Origin of the sequence: Brachymonas moutaii (nom. illeg.), assembly GCF_049977365.1 — a bacterium.
Lineage (GTDB): Bacteria > Pseudomonadota > Gammaproteobacteria > Burkholderiales > Burkholderiaceae_C > Brachymonas.
Window position 1 is genome coordinate 492734 of record NZ_JBNGEN010000001.1, and the last position, 16295, is coordinate 509028.

The 16295-nt window shown below is 57.9% G+C and carries 9 protein-coding genes; 3 read left to right on the forward strand and 6 right to left on the reverse strand.

From position 1 onward, the window contains the following. Positions 1–8: 8 nt before the first annotated feature. From ACP2WS_RS02235 to ACP2WS_RS02260, 6 genes are all read right to left on the reverse strand, one after another. Complete coding sequence (locus ACP2WS_RS02235; RefSeq protein WP_426459291.1) at positions 9–2414, reverse strand: UvrD-helicase domain-containing protein; 2406 nt, start codon at positions 2412–2414, stop codon at positions 9–11. 76 nt (positions 2415–2490) lie between these two features. Continuing rightward, positions 2491–3018 carry a disulfide bond formation protein B gene (locus ACP2WS_RS02240; protein WP_426459578.1) on the reverse strand — a complete coding sequence of 176 codons (528 nt, stop codon included), beginning with the start codon at positions 3016–3018 and terminating at the stop codon, positions 2491–2493. Between the two features lie 322 nt (positions 3019–3340). Beyond that, positions 3341–4507, reverse strand: a complete 1167-nt coding sequence (locus tag ACP2WS_RS02245; RefSeq protein WP_426459292.1) for a DUF3322 domain-containing protein — start codon at positions 4505–4507, stop codon at positions 3341–3343. Further along, the gene (locus tag ACP2WS_RS02250; protein ID WP_426459293.1) at positions 4491–7865 is read right to left on the reverse strand and encodes an ATP-binding protein; all 3375 of its coding nucleotides are present in this window, start codon (positions 7863–7865) and stop codon (positions 4491–4493) included. Before ACP2WS_RS02250 ends, ACP2WS_RS02245 begins: the two co-directional genes overlap by 17 nt. Further along, positions 7862–8569, reverse strand: coding sequence for a DUF4194 domain-containing protein (locus ACP2WS_RS02255; RefSeq protein WP_426459294.1), 708 nt, complete (start codon positions 8567–8569; stop codon positions 7862–7864). The genes ACP2WS_RS02250 and ACP2WS_RS02255 overlap by 4 nt, the downstream gene beginning before the upstream one ends. Continuing rightward, positions 8556–10016: a DUF3375 domain-containing protein gene (locus ACP2WS_RS02260; protein ID WP_426459295.1), complete on the reverse strand. Its 1461-nt coding sequence runs from the start codon at positions 10014–10016 to the stop codon at positions 8556–8558. Before ACP2WS_RS02260 ends, ACP2WS_RS02255 begins: the two co-directional genes overlap by 14 nt. Before the next feature lie 152 nt (positions 10017–10168). On the opposite strand from ACP2WS_RS02260, the gene ACP2WS_RS02265 reads away from it, so the two are divergent. Genes ACP2WS_RS02265 through ACP2WS_RS02275 form a run of 3 tightly spaced genes read left to right on the forward strand, consistent with a single transcriptional unit; the run spans position 10169 to position 16293 of the window. Beyond that, positions 10169–11062, forward strand: a complete 894-nt coding sequence (locus tag ACP2WS_RS02265; RefSeq protein ID WP_426459296.1) for a helix-turn-helix transcriptional regulator — start codon at positions 10169–10171, stop codon at positions 11060–11062. A gap of 21 nt (positions 11063–11083) precedes the next feature. Further along, the gene (locus ACP2WS_RS02270; protein WP_426459298.1) at positions 11084–14623 is read left to right on the forward strand and encodes a helicase-related protein; all 3540 of its coding nucleotides are present in this window, start codon (positions 11084–11086) and stop codon (positions 14621–14623) included. Continuing rightward, complete coding sequence (locus ACP2WS_RS02275) at positions 14620–16293, forward strand: AAA family ATPase (RefSeq protein WP_426459299.1); 1674 nt, start codon at positions 14620–14622, stop codon at positions 16291–16293. Before ACP2WS_RS02270 ends, ACP2WS_RS02275 begins: the two co-directional genes overlap by 4 nt. Positions 16294–16295 lie beyond the last annotated feature (2 nt).

Consider the following 16295-nt stretch of genomic DNA (forward strand, 5'->3'; position numbering starts at 1 on the left):
CGGTCGGCTCAGGATTCCACGGGAGTGAGCTTGGCAATGCCCAGAGCCAGCCATTTGACGCCATGCCGCGGAAACTGGATCTGCGCCTTGGCATCGGCGCCCTGCCCTTCGAGCATGAGCACGGTGCCTTCACCGAACTTGGTGTGGAAGACGCGCATGCCCTTGCGCAGGCCATGGCCGCCTTCCTGCTGCTTGCGGGGTACGTCGGCGGTGGCCGTGGATGTTCCTTTCCACCCCACAGCCTGTCGCACATCACGGTTCCAGTGCTCGCCATCCCAGGCCGATTCGGGAGCATGGAGCGCCTCGGAAAAGCCTGAGCGCCGGGGCGTGATCCACTTGAGGCATTCCTCCGGCAACTCGTCGAAGAAACGGCTGCGGATGTTGTAGCGCGTCTGGCCGTGCAGCAGCCGGGTCTGGGCGTGGCTCAGGTACAGACGCTGGCGCGCACGGGTGATGGCCACATACATGAGACGACGCTCTTCTTCCAGGCCATCGGCATCGTTGAGGGCGTTGTCGTGCGGGAAGAGACCTTCTTCCAGTCCGCTGATGAACACGACGTCGAACTCCAGCCCCTTGGCAGCATGCACGGTCATGAGCTGCACGGCATCCTGCCCTGCCTGGGCCTGGTTGTCGCCCGATTCGAGGGCTGCATGGGTGAGAAAGGCCGCCAGCGGGGACAGGGTCTCACCGTCGCCCAGTGCGTCTTCTGGCTCCCCGTTCGGCAAGGCTCCGGGTTCCGTGCCCGGCACGCCGGCATCGACCTGCTCCATGCCCGCCCGATCGCGTCCAAAGCCTTCCTGGCTGACGAAGCTTTCGGCTGCATTGACCAGCTCCTGCAGGTTCTCGACCCGGTCGGCACCGTCGCGCTCGCTGCGGTAATGTTCGAGCAGACCGCTGTGCTCCAGCACGTTTTCGACGATCTCCTTGAGCGTGAGGGTGTCGGCCTGCTCCCGCAGGGCATCGATCTTGGCCACGAACGAGGACAGATTGGCTCCCGCCTTGCCGGGAACCTGCGACACGGCATCATGCAGCGGCGCCTGAGAGGCGCGGGCGGCATCCTGCAGATGCTCCAGCGTGCGAGCGCCTATCCCTCGTGGAGGGAAATTCACCACGCGCAGGAAGCTGGTGTCGTCGCGCGGATTGTCCAGCAGGCGCAGATAGGCCAGCGCATGCTTGATCTCGGCACGCTCGAAGAACCTCAGCCCTCCATAGACCCGATAGGGAATGCCGGCGTTGAACAGCGTCGACTCGATGACCCGGCTCTGCGCGTTGCTGCGATAGAGCACCGCGATTTCCCTGCGCGGCCGCCCCTCGCCGACAAGCTGGCGTATTTCCTCGACCATCCAGTGCGCCTCGGCCATGTCGCTGGGCAGTTCGACCACACGCACGGGATCCCCCGCTCCAGCATCGGTGCGCAGGTTCTTGCCCAGACGACGTGTGTTGTGGCTGATGAGCGCATTGGCGCTGTCGAGAATGTTGCTGAAGCTGCGGTAGTTCTGTTCGAGCTTGATCTGGTGCCGGACATGCAGCTCGCGCACGAAGTCGTTCATGTTGCCCACGCGGGCGCCGCGGAAGGCATAGATGCTCTGGTCATCGTCCCCCACGGCAAAGATCGCATTGGGGGCAATGCCGCTGCCCGCCTCGGGCACGAACATCTTGAGCCACAGATACTGCAGGCGGTTGGTGTCCTGGAACTCGTCGACGAGGATATGGCGAAACCGGCGCTGGTAATGCGTGCGCACCAGCGGGTAGTCCCGCAGAATTTCGTAGCTGCGCAGCATCAGTTCACCGAAATCCACCACCCCCTCGCGCTGGCACTGGGCCTCGTAGAGGGCATAGATCTCTGCCTTCTTGCGGCTCTCGGCATCGCGCTGGGGCACATCGGCTGCACGCATGCCCTCTTCCTTGCAGCCCCCGATGAACCACTGCATCTGCTTGGCCGGAAACTGTTCGTCATTGATGTCGAACTGCTTGTAGAGCCGCTTGATGGCCGACAGCTGGTCCTGCGTGTCCAGGATCTGAAAGCCCTGCGGCAGCTGGGCCACTTTGTAGTGCGCACGCAAAAAACGGTTGCACAGGCCATGGAAGGTGCCGATCCACATGCCGTGCACATTGAGGGGCAGCATGGCCGTGAGGCGTGCGGTCATTTCGCGCGCCGCCTTGTTGGTGAAGGTGACTGCCATGAGTCCACCGGGAGACACCCGGTTCTGCTGCAGCAGCCAGGCAATGCGCGTGGTGAGCACGCGCGTCTTGCCGGAGCCTGCACCGGCCAGAATCAGGGCATGCTCGTCAGGCAGCGTCACCGCCCGGAGCTGCTCCGGATTGAGTCCGCGCAGCAGGGGATCATGCGCAGGGTCCACTGCTGCTGCGGCAGGAGCGGGGGCAAAGAAATCGTCGTCGAAAAGGGAAGCCATGCGCGTATTGTAGGGAGCGCTTGTGCCCCCTGCCGGGCACGACAGCGTCCCGCTCATGCACAGAGGTCGTCCGGCTTCAGGCCCGGCACATGCTCCGGCGCATCCAGAGCCGCCACAGCCAGCCCAGCGCCACCAGGGCCATCAGGGTGTAAGCCAGCAGCGACCAGTTGGCGATGCTGCCGCCCAGAAAGGTCCAGTCAATCGCCGTGCAATCCCCGCTGCCCGCGAAGATCTTGGGCAATGCCTGGCTCAGGGGCATCTGCTCGATCAGGCCGTAGAAGTCGCGGCCGCAGCTGTAGAAAGCGGGCGGATGCCACTGCAGCCAGGTCTGCCGCGCGGCCACGAAGACGCCACTGCCGGCCAGCACGAGCACCAGCGTCAGAACCGCCGCCTGCACCCCGCAGCGACGTGAAAAGACACCCCCCAGTGCCACCAGGAAGATCAGGATATAGAGATAGCGCTGCACGATGCACATCGGACAGGGCGTGAGGCCCACGTGGTACTGCAGATACAGCCCGAACGACAGCATCCCCACAATGGCCACAGCCATCCAGCCCAGAGTGCGGCGTGGGCTGGCAAAGAACAGGGAAATCAGGGCACGCATCATGAACCTCTCATGGACACAGGGTGGCGCTTGCGAGAAATGCTCCCACCCTGCGTCTCCGCTGGGAAGCGGGAGAAAAAAACCAACCGGATGCGGTTGGTTTCTGGGAAATTGGTGTGGGAGTATAGCGCTCTCTCGCAACACCAATTCCACGAAAACAACGTGACCAGCACAGGAGCAAGACGCAACGAAGACTCACTCACTCCGTTTCACAAGTTCCCGCTGCTGCGCTCACTTTCCCGCCAGATTTCTGCAGGTGCCCGTGAACTTCAGATCGTAGCTGCCTCTGAGCCATCCAGCAGAGAATTTTCAACGGCCTGTGTTAGGCCAATGTCCGCATCAACACGCTCCATGCGATAGTCCAGTTGATCCGCTCCTGCTCCAAGCGAACGTTTTGCTCCCAGCGCTGCTGTTTGAGATCCTGATAAAGTTGCTGCTCTTGCTCCATCAGTAGCGTCAGTTCCGGTGCCGGATGCTGCGCCGATTCATCCACCCACAGCGCCTTGTGTTGCAGCAAGGTATCTTCGTCCATGAGCACGGATTCCAACGCTGGAATGTATGAACGTGCACGACTCAGGATAGCAAATCCATGGGTGTCCAAATCACCCCAATAGATGCACTTCGCGCGGGCAAGCCAAGGGAAACGGGCCAACACGTCGACGTTATAACCCAGACGCATGAACACGACAGCGCCCGGCATGTCGGACATTGCCAGTCCCGTTTGAAGGTTCTCGACAATAAACACATGTGAGACCGGCAAATTGAGACCCGCCAGGTCTTCCACTGGTGCAGTGATATCACCCATGCCACCGACCCTGGCTCGCAACGCCTGATCCAGCACCCGCATTCGCACAAGGATTGGAGGTGCTTTCAGTCCGCAGCGCTGGTAGAAATCCAGGTCGCTGGAAGAGTCCTCTTGTATTGCGGCTACCAGATCCGTCAGCAGCCCTTTGCGTCCATCGAGCCATTTGCTGTCCAGCCCGGACACCGGCAGCTGACGAGGATAGAGGTCGGATTGCGGATGGTTCGCTATCCAATCCAGCATCTCTGCAAGCCGACGAAAATCAGCATCGCCGTAGTCCGCCAGGACATCAAAGTACCTCGGCAACTGCTGCGCCAGTACCGGCCAGCGAGCGGTGAGCGTCTGGTAGCGAGATTGAGCACACTCCCATCGTGCGGACTCACCAATCCACATGGCAACATCCTCTGGGCAGCGCAACGCCAGCTTCTCCGGCAGTCGCTGAACGCCAAGCGCTTTCCACCGGCGCTCACGCCAGGACAAGGAGCCGACTCCTTCCCAACCTTGCCATGCGCTCACCCAAGCACGAACGCCGTCCACCTGCCTCAGCGCAGCCTGTTCCGTCGGTATGCCGAGCGGAACTTCCAGCGGCCATTGATCCTCGCCCGCATCACCAATCAACCACTCGCGGTGCTTGCTTTGGAAACGACGGGCCAGAAAATACCGAACATCTTCAGGAAGCTTCAACACTGACCTCCTCTCGTGCATGCTCTGGCAACTTCAACCTCTGGCGATCACCGTCGTACTCGATCAATAAGACGCTGGACACGCGCCGATCGCTGATATCCACGAAGCAGGCGCCACCGATGAAGGGCTCCAGGGTCATGACGGACTTCAGCGGGGTGGCGACCACCATCTGGAATCCGAAATTGGTAAAGATGTTCATCGCCAAAGCGGTGAACTCGTTATCTGCCTTATCGAAGGCTTCATCTAGCACGACGGGCGCATACATCGGCACGCCATGGTCGTTTCCGCCCAGTTGATATCGCAGGGCTGCAGCCAGGCAGGTGGTAGCCAGCTTCTGCCGTTGACCACCAGACTTGCCTGCTCCACTGCGGTAGATCTCGACCTCAACACCGCTTTCATCGATCTCCCGCCCAATGAACTCAACGTGCTGTCGAACGTCGAGCACAGTCTCGCGCCAGCGTTTCTGCTCAGGATCCTGACTGGCAAGTCGATCAACAAGTCGTCGCAGTGCCAAGAACCGTGCTGTGACATACTCGCGATTCTCCATCCACGCATGGCTCAGTGCCTGCTGGATCTCCTGCTTGAATTCCTTGACGTCGACCAGCTGCCGGTCACTGGCGTCAATGTGAAGATAGGTGCGTTGATTGGCGCTCTGGTTGAAGGGTACCTGGCCAAGACTGTCGTTGACCAGCTCCATCCGCTCCAGGATCGCCTTACGCGCATCATTCAGGTAGGTGGAAAGCGCAGCCAGATTCTGGTGACTTTGGTTCTGCAGCAATTCGAAGAATTGCTGCTCATAGGCCGGAAGGCCATCCGTTTCCAGTCGGACCAACTTGGCGAAATAATCAGGTGCACTGGCGAGGCTCGTGTCCATATCGCCAGCATCCATTGGCCACTGTCGTTTGAAATCGGCAAAGCGTGCTTCTATTTCTTTCTCGCAGGCACCAATCCCGCGGTTGACCTCTTCGATCTCCGCATTGAGTGCGCGTTCTACAGAAGTTGTCACCTTGTCGAGGTTGTCGAGCTGGACTGCATCTGACTGCTTGGCGAAGCGCTCGTCGAGACCTGAAACCTGATGGGGCGTCAATGGAACGATAGACGCGTCCTGCAAGAGGGATTCCAGTTTCTGGGTGCTGTTCTTGATCTGGTCAACAATCGAGTCGTGCGCACGCGTTGCCTGGCGAAGATCCTTGTCAGCATCATCGACGAGTTTCTTTTGCTTCTCGATCTGCTCACTGATTTGCAGCAGGGTGGTGTTCCCCTCGCGCGCTTCGCGGATCTGCTGTTCAATGGTGGAGATGCGATCCAGCAATGGAAGCACATCTATTTCCTGCCACTGGAGATTCACCAAGGTTTGGCACTGCATCGCTCGGGTCGCACGATTCTTGTCTTGATCGGAGAGTTTTTCGATCTCCCCGCCGAGGCGTGAAATGGTGTCAGCCAGCTCCTGTGCCTGAGCTTGAAAGAGCCCGAGCTTCTCCCGGTTATCGAATCCGAGCACCCAGTTTCGCCGGTCGCCGACACTTCTGCGGTCGTCTTTCTCATGGCGAGTTTTGCTGTGCTTGACCTGCCCCTCGCGGGTAATGGCGTGATCTGCGCTCCTGAACGACTGAATGGAATCGACGCACGCGTAATCGAAGCGTTGCCGCAACTCGGCCTGGAGCCAATCAGCGTAGGTCCCATCCTTGACGTTCAGCTTGAGGACGAGCGAGTTAGCACCGATAGGCTTGGCCTGCCACGTCTCCGGACGGCCAGTCCGGTAATACATCAAGCGCTGCCCAAGGTGGGTAGTGTTGATGTGATTGGCCAATGCCGAATACTGGCGTTCGTCAACCAGGAGTGAAAGCGCAAATCCGTGCAGTACGCGCTCTATGGCCCCCTGCCATTCGGCCTCGTCGGACTTCACCTCGATGAGTTCCCCAACGAATGGCAGCGCGGACTCTGAGATCCCGATGGCAGCGGCAATGTTTCGGCGCATTTCCAGCATGTCCGCCGGAATGTTCGATGGCTGGCGCTGGAGTGCCTGCACCTCTTTCACTGCTTGCGAAAATGCTGCCTCAGCGTCCCTTTTTTCACCTGCCAGGCGAAACTGCTCGGCGCGGCTATCGTTGCTGCGCTGCTCCCAGTTTTCAACCTCCTGCCGTGCGTTGCCCAACAGCTCAGCGAAGGCTTGAGGCAAATCAGGAAGGCTCCAGCCCAGCTTCTTGCACGCATCTTCGGCCTGACCGCGTTTGCGCAGGCGATCCGTGCGCTGGCTCTCCAGCCCCGATTTCTCGGCTTCCCATTGCTCGATCTGATCACCGCCTGCTTCACGGTGCTGTCGCTCCAGATCGCGCAAGATTGCGGCGTGGTTATCCAGCGTGCTTTGACGTCGCCCCACTTCACCTTCGGAACCGTTGGCTTGCACCTCCAGGGATGCCACGTGCTCTTTGAGGAGCTCAATACGGCGAGTCTCACGGTAGCCATCAACCCCCAGCCGAAGCTCATCCAGTCCATTGCGCTGCAGCATCAATGAGTCCCTGCGCTGATGCTGCTCCCGCGCTGGCGCGAGCGTTTGAACCTGCTCGCGAGCCGTGACGACCGCCTGGTGGGCCGCATTGAGCTCTCCAAACTCGTTGACTAAGCGATCCGCCACCTCGAAAGTCTCGGGCTTGTCGAGCATGAAGTCGCGCAGGAAGGTATTGAGGTCGCCGAGGTTCTTGGCCGACTGGGTTTTGTGCAGCAAACGCAGCGCCATTTCGCTCTCGATGCCGAGCAGACGACAGAACCGTTCGCAATAGGGACGAAATTCGTCGCGGGCAAACGCCTCGGGGAAAGACTGTTTGAGCTTTCGTATGTCGAAGTTGGATTGGCCGAAGTCCTCCAGTTCGCGCAGGTCAAAGGCCCGCTCCATGACAAGGTAGTGGCGTTTGACGTCGGTGCTGCCATTCGCATTGCCCCGCAGCCAGAACACCTGAACCAGCACCACAGACTGACCCAACGCATTTTGGTAGGTCAGCGCCAAGGCAGACCAGGTCGTCCCCGCGCGCAGGTAGCGTGTCGCGATCTCTCCCGACTCCCCATCCTTCTGTTCAGCCCACGCGCCACGTATGTAGGTGACGAGGTTGCGGTCACGGCCACTGCGGTCCGCCTCGCGCGCAGCCGCGTTGAAATCGATCCATCGAGGTGGTGTCAGCAACGCCGAAAATGCATCGAGAAGCGTCGACTTCCCAGCGCCGGATCGTCCGACAAACAGAAAGCCTCGCTCGCTGATCTGCACTTCGTGCAGGCCGGAGAAAGTGCCCCAGTTGTAAACCTGCAGGCGGGTCATCCGGAACTGCTCGCGGGCAAACAAGGAGGCGGTTTGGGGTTCCGAGGTCATTGGTCGGCCTCCTCATCAGCATCAGTCTGAATCAGTTGCGCTGGTATCTCTCCAGCCGCCATGCGCTGATACAGGTGCGTCAGCGCTTGTATTTCCTCTGCTGAGAAGAGGAGCTTCAGCGTCGGCGAAATTTCAAAGCGATTTTCGCTCGAGCGAATTTTCTGCAGGATGCTGTGCTTCTTGATCTTCTCGATGGAGGCGTGAACCCTTTTTACAAATCCCGCGCGGTCGGTATTGGCGGCGCGCTCATAGAGGGAGAGAAACTCCATGATCTCATCTGTCGACACCACGGCACGGTCTCCTTGAGAGTCCGCCTGTGTCAATCGCTGGCGAAGGTGCAGCAGCAGAATAGAGTCAATGAAAGTCAGCTGGACGCGACGCAGCAGAATAGGCACTTCCAGGTCGCCGGTATCTGCCTGACGCGTGAAGGCGACTTGTACATCTCGGTCAATAACCAGTTCGAGAAACAGGTCGGCAAGCCGACAGCGTATCACCGCTTCGTCTCGCACCAAGATCGGCCAGAGTTTTGGATGCCGACGTCCATCGAGCGACGGCCCTGCCAGCAGTTGCACCAAGGCGCGCCGGGCATCCAATGCCAACTCGCCGCTGTCGCCCACGAACAGGGTGTTGGCTGGTGCCTGAGCAGCATCTGGAGCCTGTGCTTCGGCTTGCACTGCCGATTCGTCGTTCTCAGACCAGTTCATTAGCCCGCTCCCTCAAAAAGAAAATCTTTGGAATTCGGGCACTACGACGCTCGTCGTTGCCTCCAAACCAGCCTACGGTTTCACTGCAGTCGGCCTTGAATCCATGCCGACTGCCCAACGCCAGCAAGCCGACGACGCTGCCCAGCCCCTGTACAGCTGGGAACTGTTCCAGCACGTCGGCAATCGATGCCTGGGAGCACTGTTCCAAGACCGCCAACACGTTGGCCTTCAAGGTTCGGAAGTCAATCTCAGACTGTGCGACCAGTTCGCTCACAGACTCCAGGTCGATGGATGGCGCGTCCCCCTCTGCCATCTGCCCGGGCAATGCTTGCAGCGATGGGTCGTGCAGCACCCATTGTGACGAGGAGTGCAACCGACTGCTCGTAAGCTCCAGCGTGTACTGGAGGGTGTCAGTGGCCCTGACTTCCTCTTTCAGGCTCAGTGCTGCGCGCTGAGCGTCTTTCAGCAGGTGATTGAGTCTGCGTTGTTCGAGGTATTCACGACTCTGGACGAAGTGCTTCAGGCTGCGCGCGAAGTTCTGAAGCACCTCGTGAACCATGCCACCCTGCTCAAGAAGAGTTCGCATCAGCCGCAGCAGAAATCGTCGCTCCTTGGCTTCAAGCTGCTCTACGAACTCCCGCGACATGACACCATCCAGCGCCTGATCAAGCGTGGCCGCCTGTTCTGGGTCCGTAAGCAATCGCCAGAAAGCCGAAAAAGTCCTTCCGGCGTCGCTCTCTGAAATCAAGTCGATTCCGGCGAACAGCGAATCCAGCACATCTCCACGATTGCCATCATTGTCCATGATGCGTTCACGAAGATCGCGATTGAGCCGGTCGAACTGATCGCGGACTCGGCGGAAATCACCGGCTAGATCATCGGCCAGCGTAATGATCTCCCGCGTGCGCTCGAGCGCCGTTGTCTGGGGCAGCACCCGCATCTGCCCCTTCTGTATGGCGTCAATCTCCTTGTCGATGCGGGCTTGCTCGGCCATGAGCCGGTCGATTCGACGGAACTTGTCGGTGTCTGTGTCTTCGGCAAGACGGGACAAGGCCTCAATAACGAGCGTCAGGCGACTTTCGGTCGCTGCTGAATGCGGTTGCGCCAGGCCAGAGACAAACCGAATGGCTTCGACGGCCGCCGTGGAGAGTTCATATTCTTCTTCCGGAGCGCCCGCCGGGAAGCGTCGCTCCAGGAACCCATCAGCGAGCCAGCTGGCGACATACGCCTGTGCCGTTTGGGGAAAATCTTCGCCTCGGACGCGCAGCTCTTCCAGATCCCTTGCAATGCGTTCATGAAAAACAGAGGCAGGAAGACTTCGCTCGCTCTCATACAGATGCGATTGAAGCAAGCCAATGACGGTAGGTCCGGTAGTCGAAGCAAGCAAACGCCACAGCGGCTGCGCCCGCATGCGTCGATAGGTCGCGATAGCTTTATCTGCTTTCATTGTGCTCCTGCCGTTAAATTTTCAATACCGAGCCAACATGGTAATCATAATACGACGCACACAAAATAAAAATAATTCTATGAGATAATTCTAGTGCAACGCATATACTGAGTGCAACATAACCAATCAACAAACAACACAGATCAGTCAGCATGCCTAGTGAACAGATTTCAGATCTCACCCAGCCCCAGCGCAACCGACTTGCGTTCATTGAGCTCCGTGTTCGATTCTTTGGAGAGATCCGTCGGCATGATTTGGTGGCCCGCTTCGGTATCCATGTTGCAGCAGCTACGCGCGACATTGCTCAGTACAAGGAGCTGGCGCCGGGCAACGTGGAGTACGACACCAAGGGCAAGGTCTACATCCGTGCCTCCTGGTTCCGTCCCTTGTTTGATTTCTCTGTTGAGCGGGTTCTTACCTGGCTGTCCCAAGGCTATGGGGACGGCGAGCCGATTCGCTGGAAAGGGTTGGTAGCACACGAAGGTAGCAGCCTTCCAAATGCGCTCGACCTGGAGTTGCTGTCAGTTCTGACACGCGCCATATACCAAGGCGCCGCCGTTGAGGTGTCTTACCACGCGTTGTCTAGTGGGCTGACGACTCGCGAGATCGTTCCGTTCGGGTTGGCTGACAGCGGCCTTCGTTGGCATGTAAGAGCCTTTGATAGGCGCAGCGGCGAGTTCCGTGATTTTGTCTTGGGTCGTCTCGACGACGCTCGAATCCTCTCAAGTCACGTAGCTGACCACGAGAAGCCTGACCAAGATATTCAATGGAATCGCATCACCGAACTCGAACTCGTGCCACATCCTGCCAACATACAGCACCCCGACACCATCGAGGCCGAGTACGGCATGACGGGTGGGGTGCTCAAGATTCGTGCGCGTGCGGCAATGGCTGGTTACCTGCTTCGTCGGTGGAACGTCGACTGCACCGAAGACCACAGTCTCAAAGGAGCTGAGTTCCACTTGTGGCTGCGGAACCGGCAAGCGCTTTACGGCGTCACCAATCTTGTACTCGCTCCGGGGTACGAACCCAAGGGAAAAGCCTAAGCGCTCGACTGGGGAGGACACATGCTCAAACTTGAAGACATCAAAAAAAACGCTGCCATCTCCGGGCTTGAGCCCGGGCAGGTGGTGCGCATCGTCGCCACGGAGCCCGTGGGCGACAACGCCCTCACCGTCTATTACAAGAAATCCGACGGGCAATTCTGCGAGCAGATGCTGTTCTGTACCGACGAAGCAAAGCTCTCGCTAGCCGAAGCAGGTCGCCCCTGGGCATTCGATGCACCGGGCGAGGATTTCAAACTCGCTGCCGAAGCGTGGCGGATCAATCTGGCGCACCTGTTCGATCCGATGATGGCCGTTCACACATCCAACGTCGAACCGCTGCCACACCAGATCACGGCGGTCTACGAGTCGATGCTGCCGCGCCAACCTCTGCGCTACGTACTGGCAGACGACCCGGGTGCAGGCAAGACCATCATGGCCGGGCTGTTCATTCGCGAGTTGTTGATGCGGGCCGATGCCAAGCGCGTTCTGATCGTGGCCCCCGGCAGTCTGGTCGAACAGTGGCAGGACGAAATGTTCGAGAAGTTCGGCCTGTCCTTCACGCTGTTTTCACGCGAACAGGTCGAGCAATCCCGCAGTGGCAACCCTTTCAACGACATCGACCTGATGGTCGCCCGTGTCGACCAGCTTGCCCGCAACGAAGACCTGCAAGAAAAACTGCGCCTCTCCCACTGGGACTTGGTAGTGGTTGATGAAGCGCACAAGCTCTCGGCCAACTACTTCGGCAACAAAGTCAACAAAACCAAGCGCTTCCAACTCGGCGAGCTGCTGGGTTCGATCACCCGCCACTTCCTGCTGATGACCGCCACGCCGCACAACGGCAAGGAAGAAGACTTCCAGTTGTTCATGTCCCTGCTGGACTCCGACCGTTTCTATGGTAGGTTCCGCGACGGCGCGCACAAGGTCGACGTCGCGGACTTGATGCGACGCATGGTTAAGGAAGACATGCTGCGTTTTGATGGCACGCACCTCTTCCCCGAGCGCCGCGCCTACACCACCAACTACAAACTCTCGGACATCGAAGCAGCGCTCTACGCCGCCGTCACAGACTACGTGAAGGAAGAAATGAACCGCGCCGACCAGCTCGATGGACAGCGCAAGGGCACAGTGGGATTCGCCCTTACATCCCTGCAGCGGCGTCTGGCTTCCAGCCCGGAAGCCATTTACCAATCGCTCAGACGCCGTCGCCACAAGCTCACACGCCGTGTTGAAGACGAAAAACTGCGCCAGCGCGGCCAGTCCTTGGCCGCGACCTTGAACGACCATAATATGAATGGCTGCAACGTCCCCGAAGACATCTGGGAATCCGACGATGCGCTCTCGCCCGAGGACTACGAAAACTTCGAAGAAGGCGTTGTCGATCAGGCCACTGCAGCACAGACGATCCAGGAGCTTGAGGCCGAAATCATCATCCTTCATGGGCTGGAAGAACAAGCGCGGCAGGTCGTTCACTCCGGCCAAGATCGCAAATGGGACGAACTGTCCAAGCTGCTGCAAAACACGCCCGAGATGCGCGACGCGGAAGGGCGCCAGCGCAAGCTCATCATCTTCACCGAGCATCGTGACACGCTGAACTACCTTGCGGTGAAGATCCGTGGGCTCATCGGCAATGAAGAGTCGGTGGTGATGATCCACGGTGGCGTCAAACGCGAAGAGCGCCGCAAGGTGCAGGAGTTGTTCCGCAACGATCCGGCCGTGCGTGTGCTCATTGCCACTGACGCGGCAGGTGAAGGCGTGAACCTGCAGAACGCCAACCTCATGGTCAACTACGACCTACCCTGGAACCCCAACCGCCTGGAGCAACGTTTCGGCCGTATCCACCGCATCGGTCAGACAGAGGTCTGCCACCTATGGAACATGGTGGCCAACGAGACCCGTGAGGGCGACGTATTCCAGCGCCTGTTCGAGAAGCTGGAAATTGAGCGCGCTGCACTGGGAGGCCGCGTATTCGACGTCCTTGGGGAAGTGTTCGAGGACAAGAGCCTCAAAGACCTGCTGATCGAAGCCATTCGCTACGGCGCCGATCCCGAGGTTCGTGCCCGCCTGCATCGCAAGGTAGAGGGCGCGCTCGACACCCTGCACCTTGAAACCATCATCAAACGCAATGCCCTGTGCGAAGAAGTGATGGACGAACGTCGCCTATTCGCCGTCAAGGAAGAAATGGAAAAGGCCGAGGCTCGCAAGCTCCAGCCCTATTTCATCCGTTCCTTCTTCAATCAAGCCTTCCAGCAGCTCGGCGGCGAACTGCGTCCACGAGAGCATGGGCGCTACGAAATCACTCACGTCCCAGCCAACATTCGGGAGCACGACCGCCATATCACAGGGCGAGATCGTCGCAATCTCGACCCTGTGCTGCGCAAATACGAACGTGTGTGCTTTGAAAAGCAGTACGTGCGCCTCGCCGACCGCGTAGGTGCTCCTATGGCCAGCCTGATGCACCCCGGCCACCCGCTGATGCAGTCGGTTATCGACCTGGTGATGGAGCAGCATCGCAACAAACTCAAACAGGGCACGGTGCTGGTCGACTCCAGCGACATGGGACTCACACCGAAAGTCATGTTCATCATCGACCACTGCGTGAAGGAAGGTGCTGACTCGGCCCACATCGTGTCCCGCAGGATGCAGTTTGTCGAGATCGATTCAAAAGGCCGTGCAATCAACGCAGGCTGGGCGCCTTACCTCGACCTGGAGCCCATTGCCCACGCGGACCTGGCTCTGATCGAAGACGTGCTGGGCGCACCTTGGATCACACAGAACCTTGAGCAGCAAGCACTTGCCCACGCCTCTACCCACCTCGTACCAGAGCACTTCAACGAAGTGCGCACCCGGCGCGAGCTCAGCGTGGACAAAACCTTGGCCGCCGTCCACGAACGCTTGGTCAAGGAGATCAACTACTGGTCGGATCGCTACATCAAGCTGCAGGACGACATCGCCGCAGGCAAGGATGTGCGCCTCCCCCTGGAAAACGTCCGCCGCACCATTGACGACCTGACGGCACGCCGTGAGTCACGCGAAAAAGAACTGCTTGCCATGCGCCACGTCATCTCGGCCACGCCGGTGGTGGTCGGCGGCGCACTCGTGATCCCTGCTGGGCTGCTGGCACAGCGCAAGGGGCAGACGGGATGGACAGCAGATGCCGCCGCACGAGCCCGAGTAGAAAAGGTGGCAATGAACGCCGTGATGAACGCCGAACGCGCCCTTGGTCACGAAGTCATCGATGTCTCGTCCCAGAAATGCGGCTGGGACGTGACCAGCCTGCCGAAAGCTGTCGATGGCAAATTGCCTGCCTCGCGCCACATCGAGGTCAAGGGCCGCGCCAAGGGACAAAACACGATTACCGTGACCCGCAATGAAATTCTCTACGGACTGAACCAGGCCGACAAGTTCATCCTGGCCATGGTTCTGGTGGATGGCGACAAGCACGAAGGACCGTTTTACGTGAAAAATCCTTTTACTCAGGAGCCTGATTGGGCTGTGACCAGCATCAACCTGGATTTGGATAAGTTGTTGGCCAAGGCTGTTTCTTCGGAGGAATCACTGTGAGACTGGAAAAAATCAATATTAAGGATTTCAAGCGCTTTACTGATCTTGAGATTTCCAATATTCCACAAATAGCCAAGCTGGTTCTGCTCACAGGGCCAAACGGAAGTGGTAAAACCTCGCTTTTTGAAGCCTTCAATTACTGGATGAAGGTTTCTGCAAGGCAGGATTGGAATTATGATAGAGACTATTACACTCGTCCCGTCGAAAAAAAGACGCCAGACAAACAGCAAGCAATGCACAACAGGAATTTTGCGCAAGAGACATGGAACAATATAAATCCTAAATTTTTCGGAATCGCAGAGAATATTCGGCACAACCAGGAAGCTTGCAAAAAGGCCTTCTATATACGCTCAGCCTATAGACACTCACCAGACTTCACGGCTAATAGTTTGCATAGACTTGATGATATTTTAAATGACTCCAGCCGAGCCTCCATGTTGATTCTGTCAGAATCTCGTGTTCAAGATAACTACCAGCGACTGGTGGGAATGAGTCTGGAAATCTTGTATGACCAAAATCAAAGGGATAAAACGGCTGGCCAGATCACCGATGAGCTGATTGGTGAAGTCCGGCAGGCCATGCTGCGGGTCTTTGATGGCCTTCTGCTCGAGGGGCCGGGCAACCCGTTAGAGGACGGAACCTTTCGCTTCACCAAAGGTGTCGCTTCGAACTTCCACTACAAAAACCTGTCCGGAGGGGAGAAGGCTGCATTCGATCTTCTGCTGGACTTCATTGTCAAGCGCAAGAAGTTCGATGACACCATCTTCTGCATCGACGAACCCGAACTTCATATGCACACGCGCTTGCAGGCCAAGCTGCTCGAAGTCATGTTCGACCTGATTCCTGATAACTGCCAGCTTTGGCTCTCCACCCACTCCATAGGTATGGCGCGTAAAGCGGCGGAACTTAATTCTGCTAATCCAGGGCAGGTCGCCTTCATCGACTTTCACGATCAGAAATTCGATCTGCCAGTAAAATTACAGCCGATTCAGCCGGACCGTCGGTTTTGGAAGCAGATGTTTCATACCGCGCTGGATGACTTGGCCGAATTGGTCGTACCAAAATACGTCGTTTTCTGCGAAGGTAAAAAGATCGGGCAGCCAGGAAAGAAGCCCAGTTTTGATGTAGCCGTGTATCAGAAAATATTTGGACCATTGCACACGGAAGTTGAATTTGTGCCTTTGGGCGGTAGCAACGAGGTGCAGCATGACGGGAGGGCATTTAACTACCTGCTGACCAAGCTGGCACCGGGAATGAAGACCTGGAAAGTCCGCGACAAGGATGACTGCAATGAAACAGAAATAGAAGAACTGCGGCAAGAAGCCACCTATGTTCTTTCCAGGCGTGATATAGAGAGTTTTCTTTGGGATGACGAAGTTCTGGGAAAACTTTGTGAGCTCCACGGCAAACCTGACACCATTGAAAAAATAAAACAGGAAAAGCAGGATCAGTTGCAAAAACTGCCGGCTCGCGGAAAACCGAGCGATGATGTAAAGGCAATCACGGATAGTCTGTATATCGAGATCAAGAAACTGCTTGGCTTGACTGGCTGTGGCAATTCAGCAGAAGCTTTTTCGATAGAGCATCTTGCTCCGTTGATCAAGCCGGGAATGGCTGTGTATGAAGAACTGGCTGCAGCCGTGTTGGCCCCCTTGAGAAAGCAGAATTAATG

Bases quoted from the DNA above. Each gene is read 5' to 3' on its own strand.
- ACP2WS_RS02235 (WP_426459291.1), bottom strand. From the start codon at position 2,414: ATGGCTTCCCTTTTCGACGACGATTTCTTTGCCCCCGCTCCTGCCGCA.
- ACP2WS_RS02240 (WP_426459578.1), bottom strand. From the start codon at position 3,018: ATGCGTGCCCTGATTTCCCTGTTCTTTGCCAGCCCACGCCGCACTCTG.
- ACP2WS_RS02250 (WP_426459293.1), bottom strand. From the start codon at position 7,865: ATGACCTCGGAACCCCAAACCGCCTCCTTGTTTGCCCGCGAGCAGTTC.
- ACP2WS_RS02255 (WP_426459294.1), bottom strand. From the start codon at position 8,569: ATGAACTGGTCTGAGAACGACGAATCGGCAGTGCAAGCCGAAGCACAG.
- ACP2WS_RS02260 (WP_426459295.1), bottom strand. From the start codon at position 10,016: ATGAAAGCAGATAAAGCTATCGCGACCTATCGACGCATGCGGGCGCAG.
- ACP2WS_RS02265 (WP_426459296.1), top strand. From the start codon at position 10,169: ATGCCTAGTGAACAGATTTCAGATCTCACCCAGCCCCAGCGCAACCGA.
- ACP2WS_RS02270 (WP_426459298.1), top strand. From the start codon at position 11,084: ATGCTCAAACTTGAAGACATCAAAAAAAACGCTGCCATCTCCGGGCTT.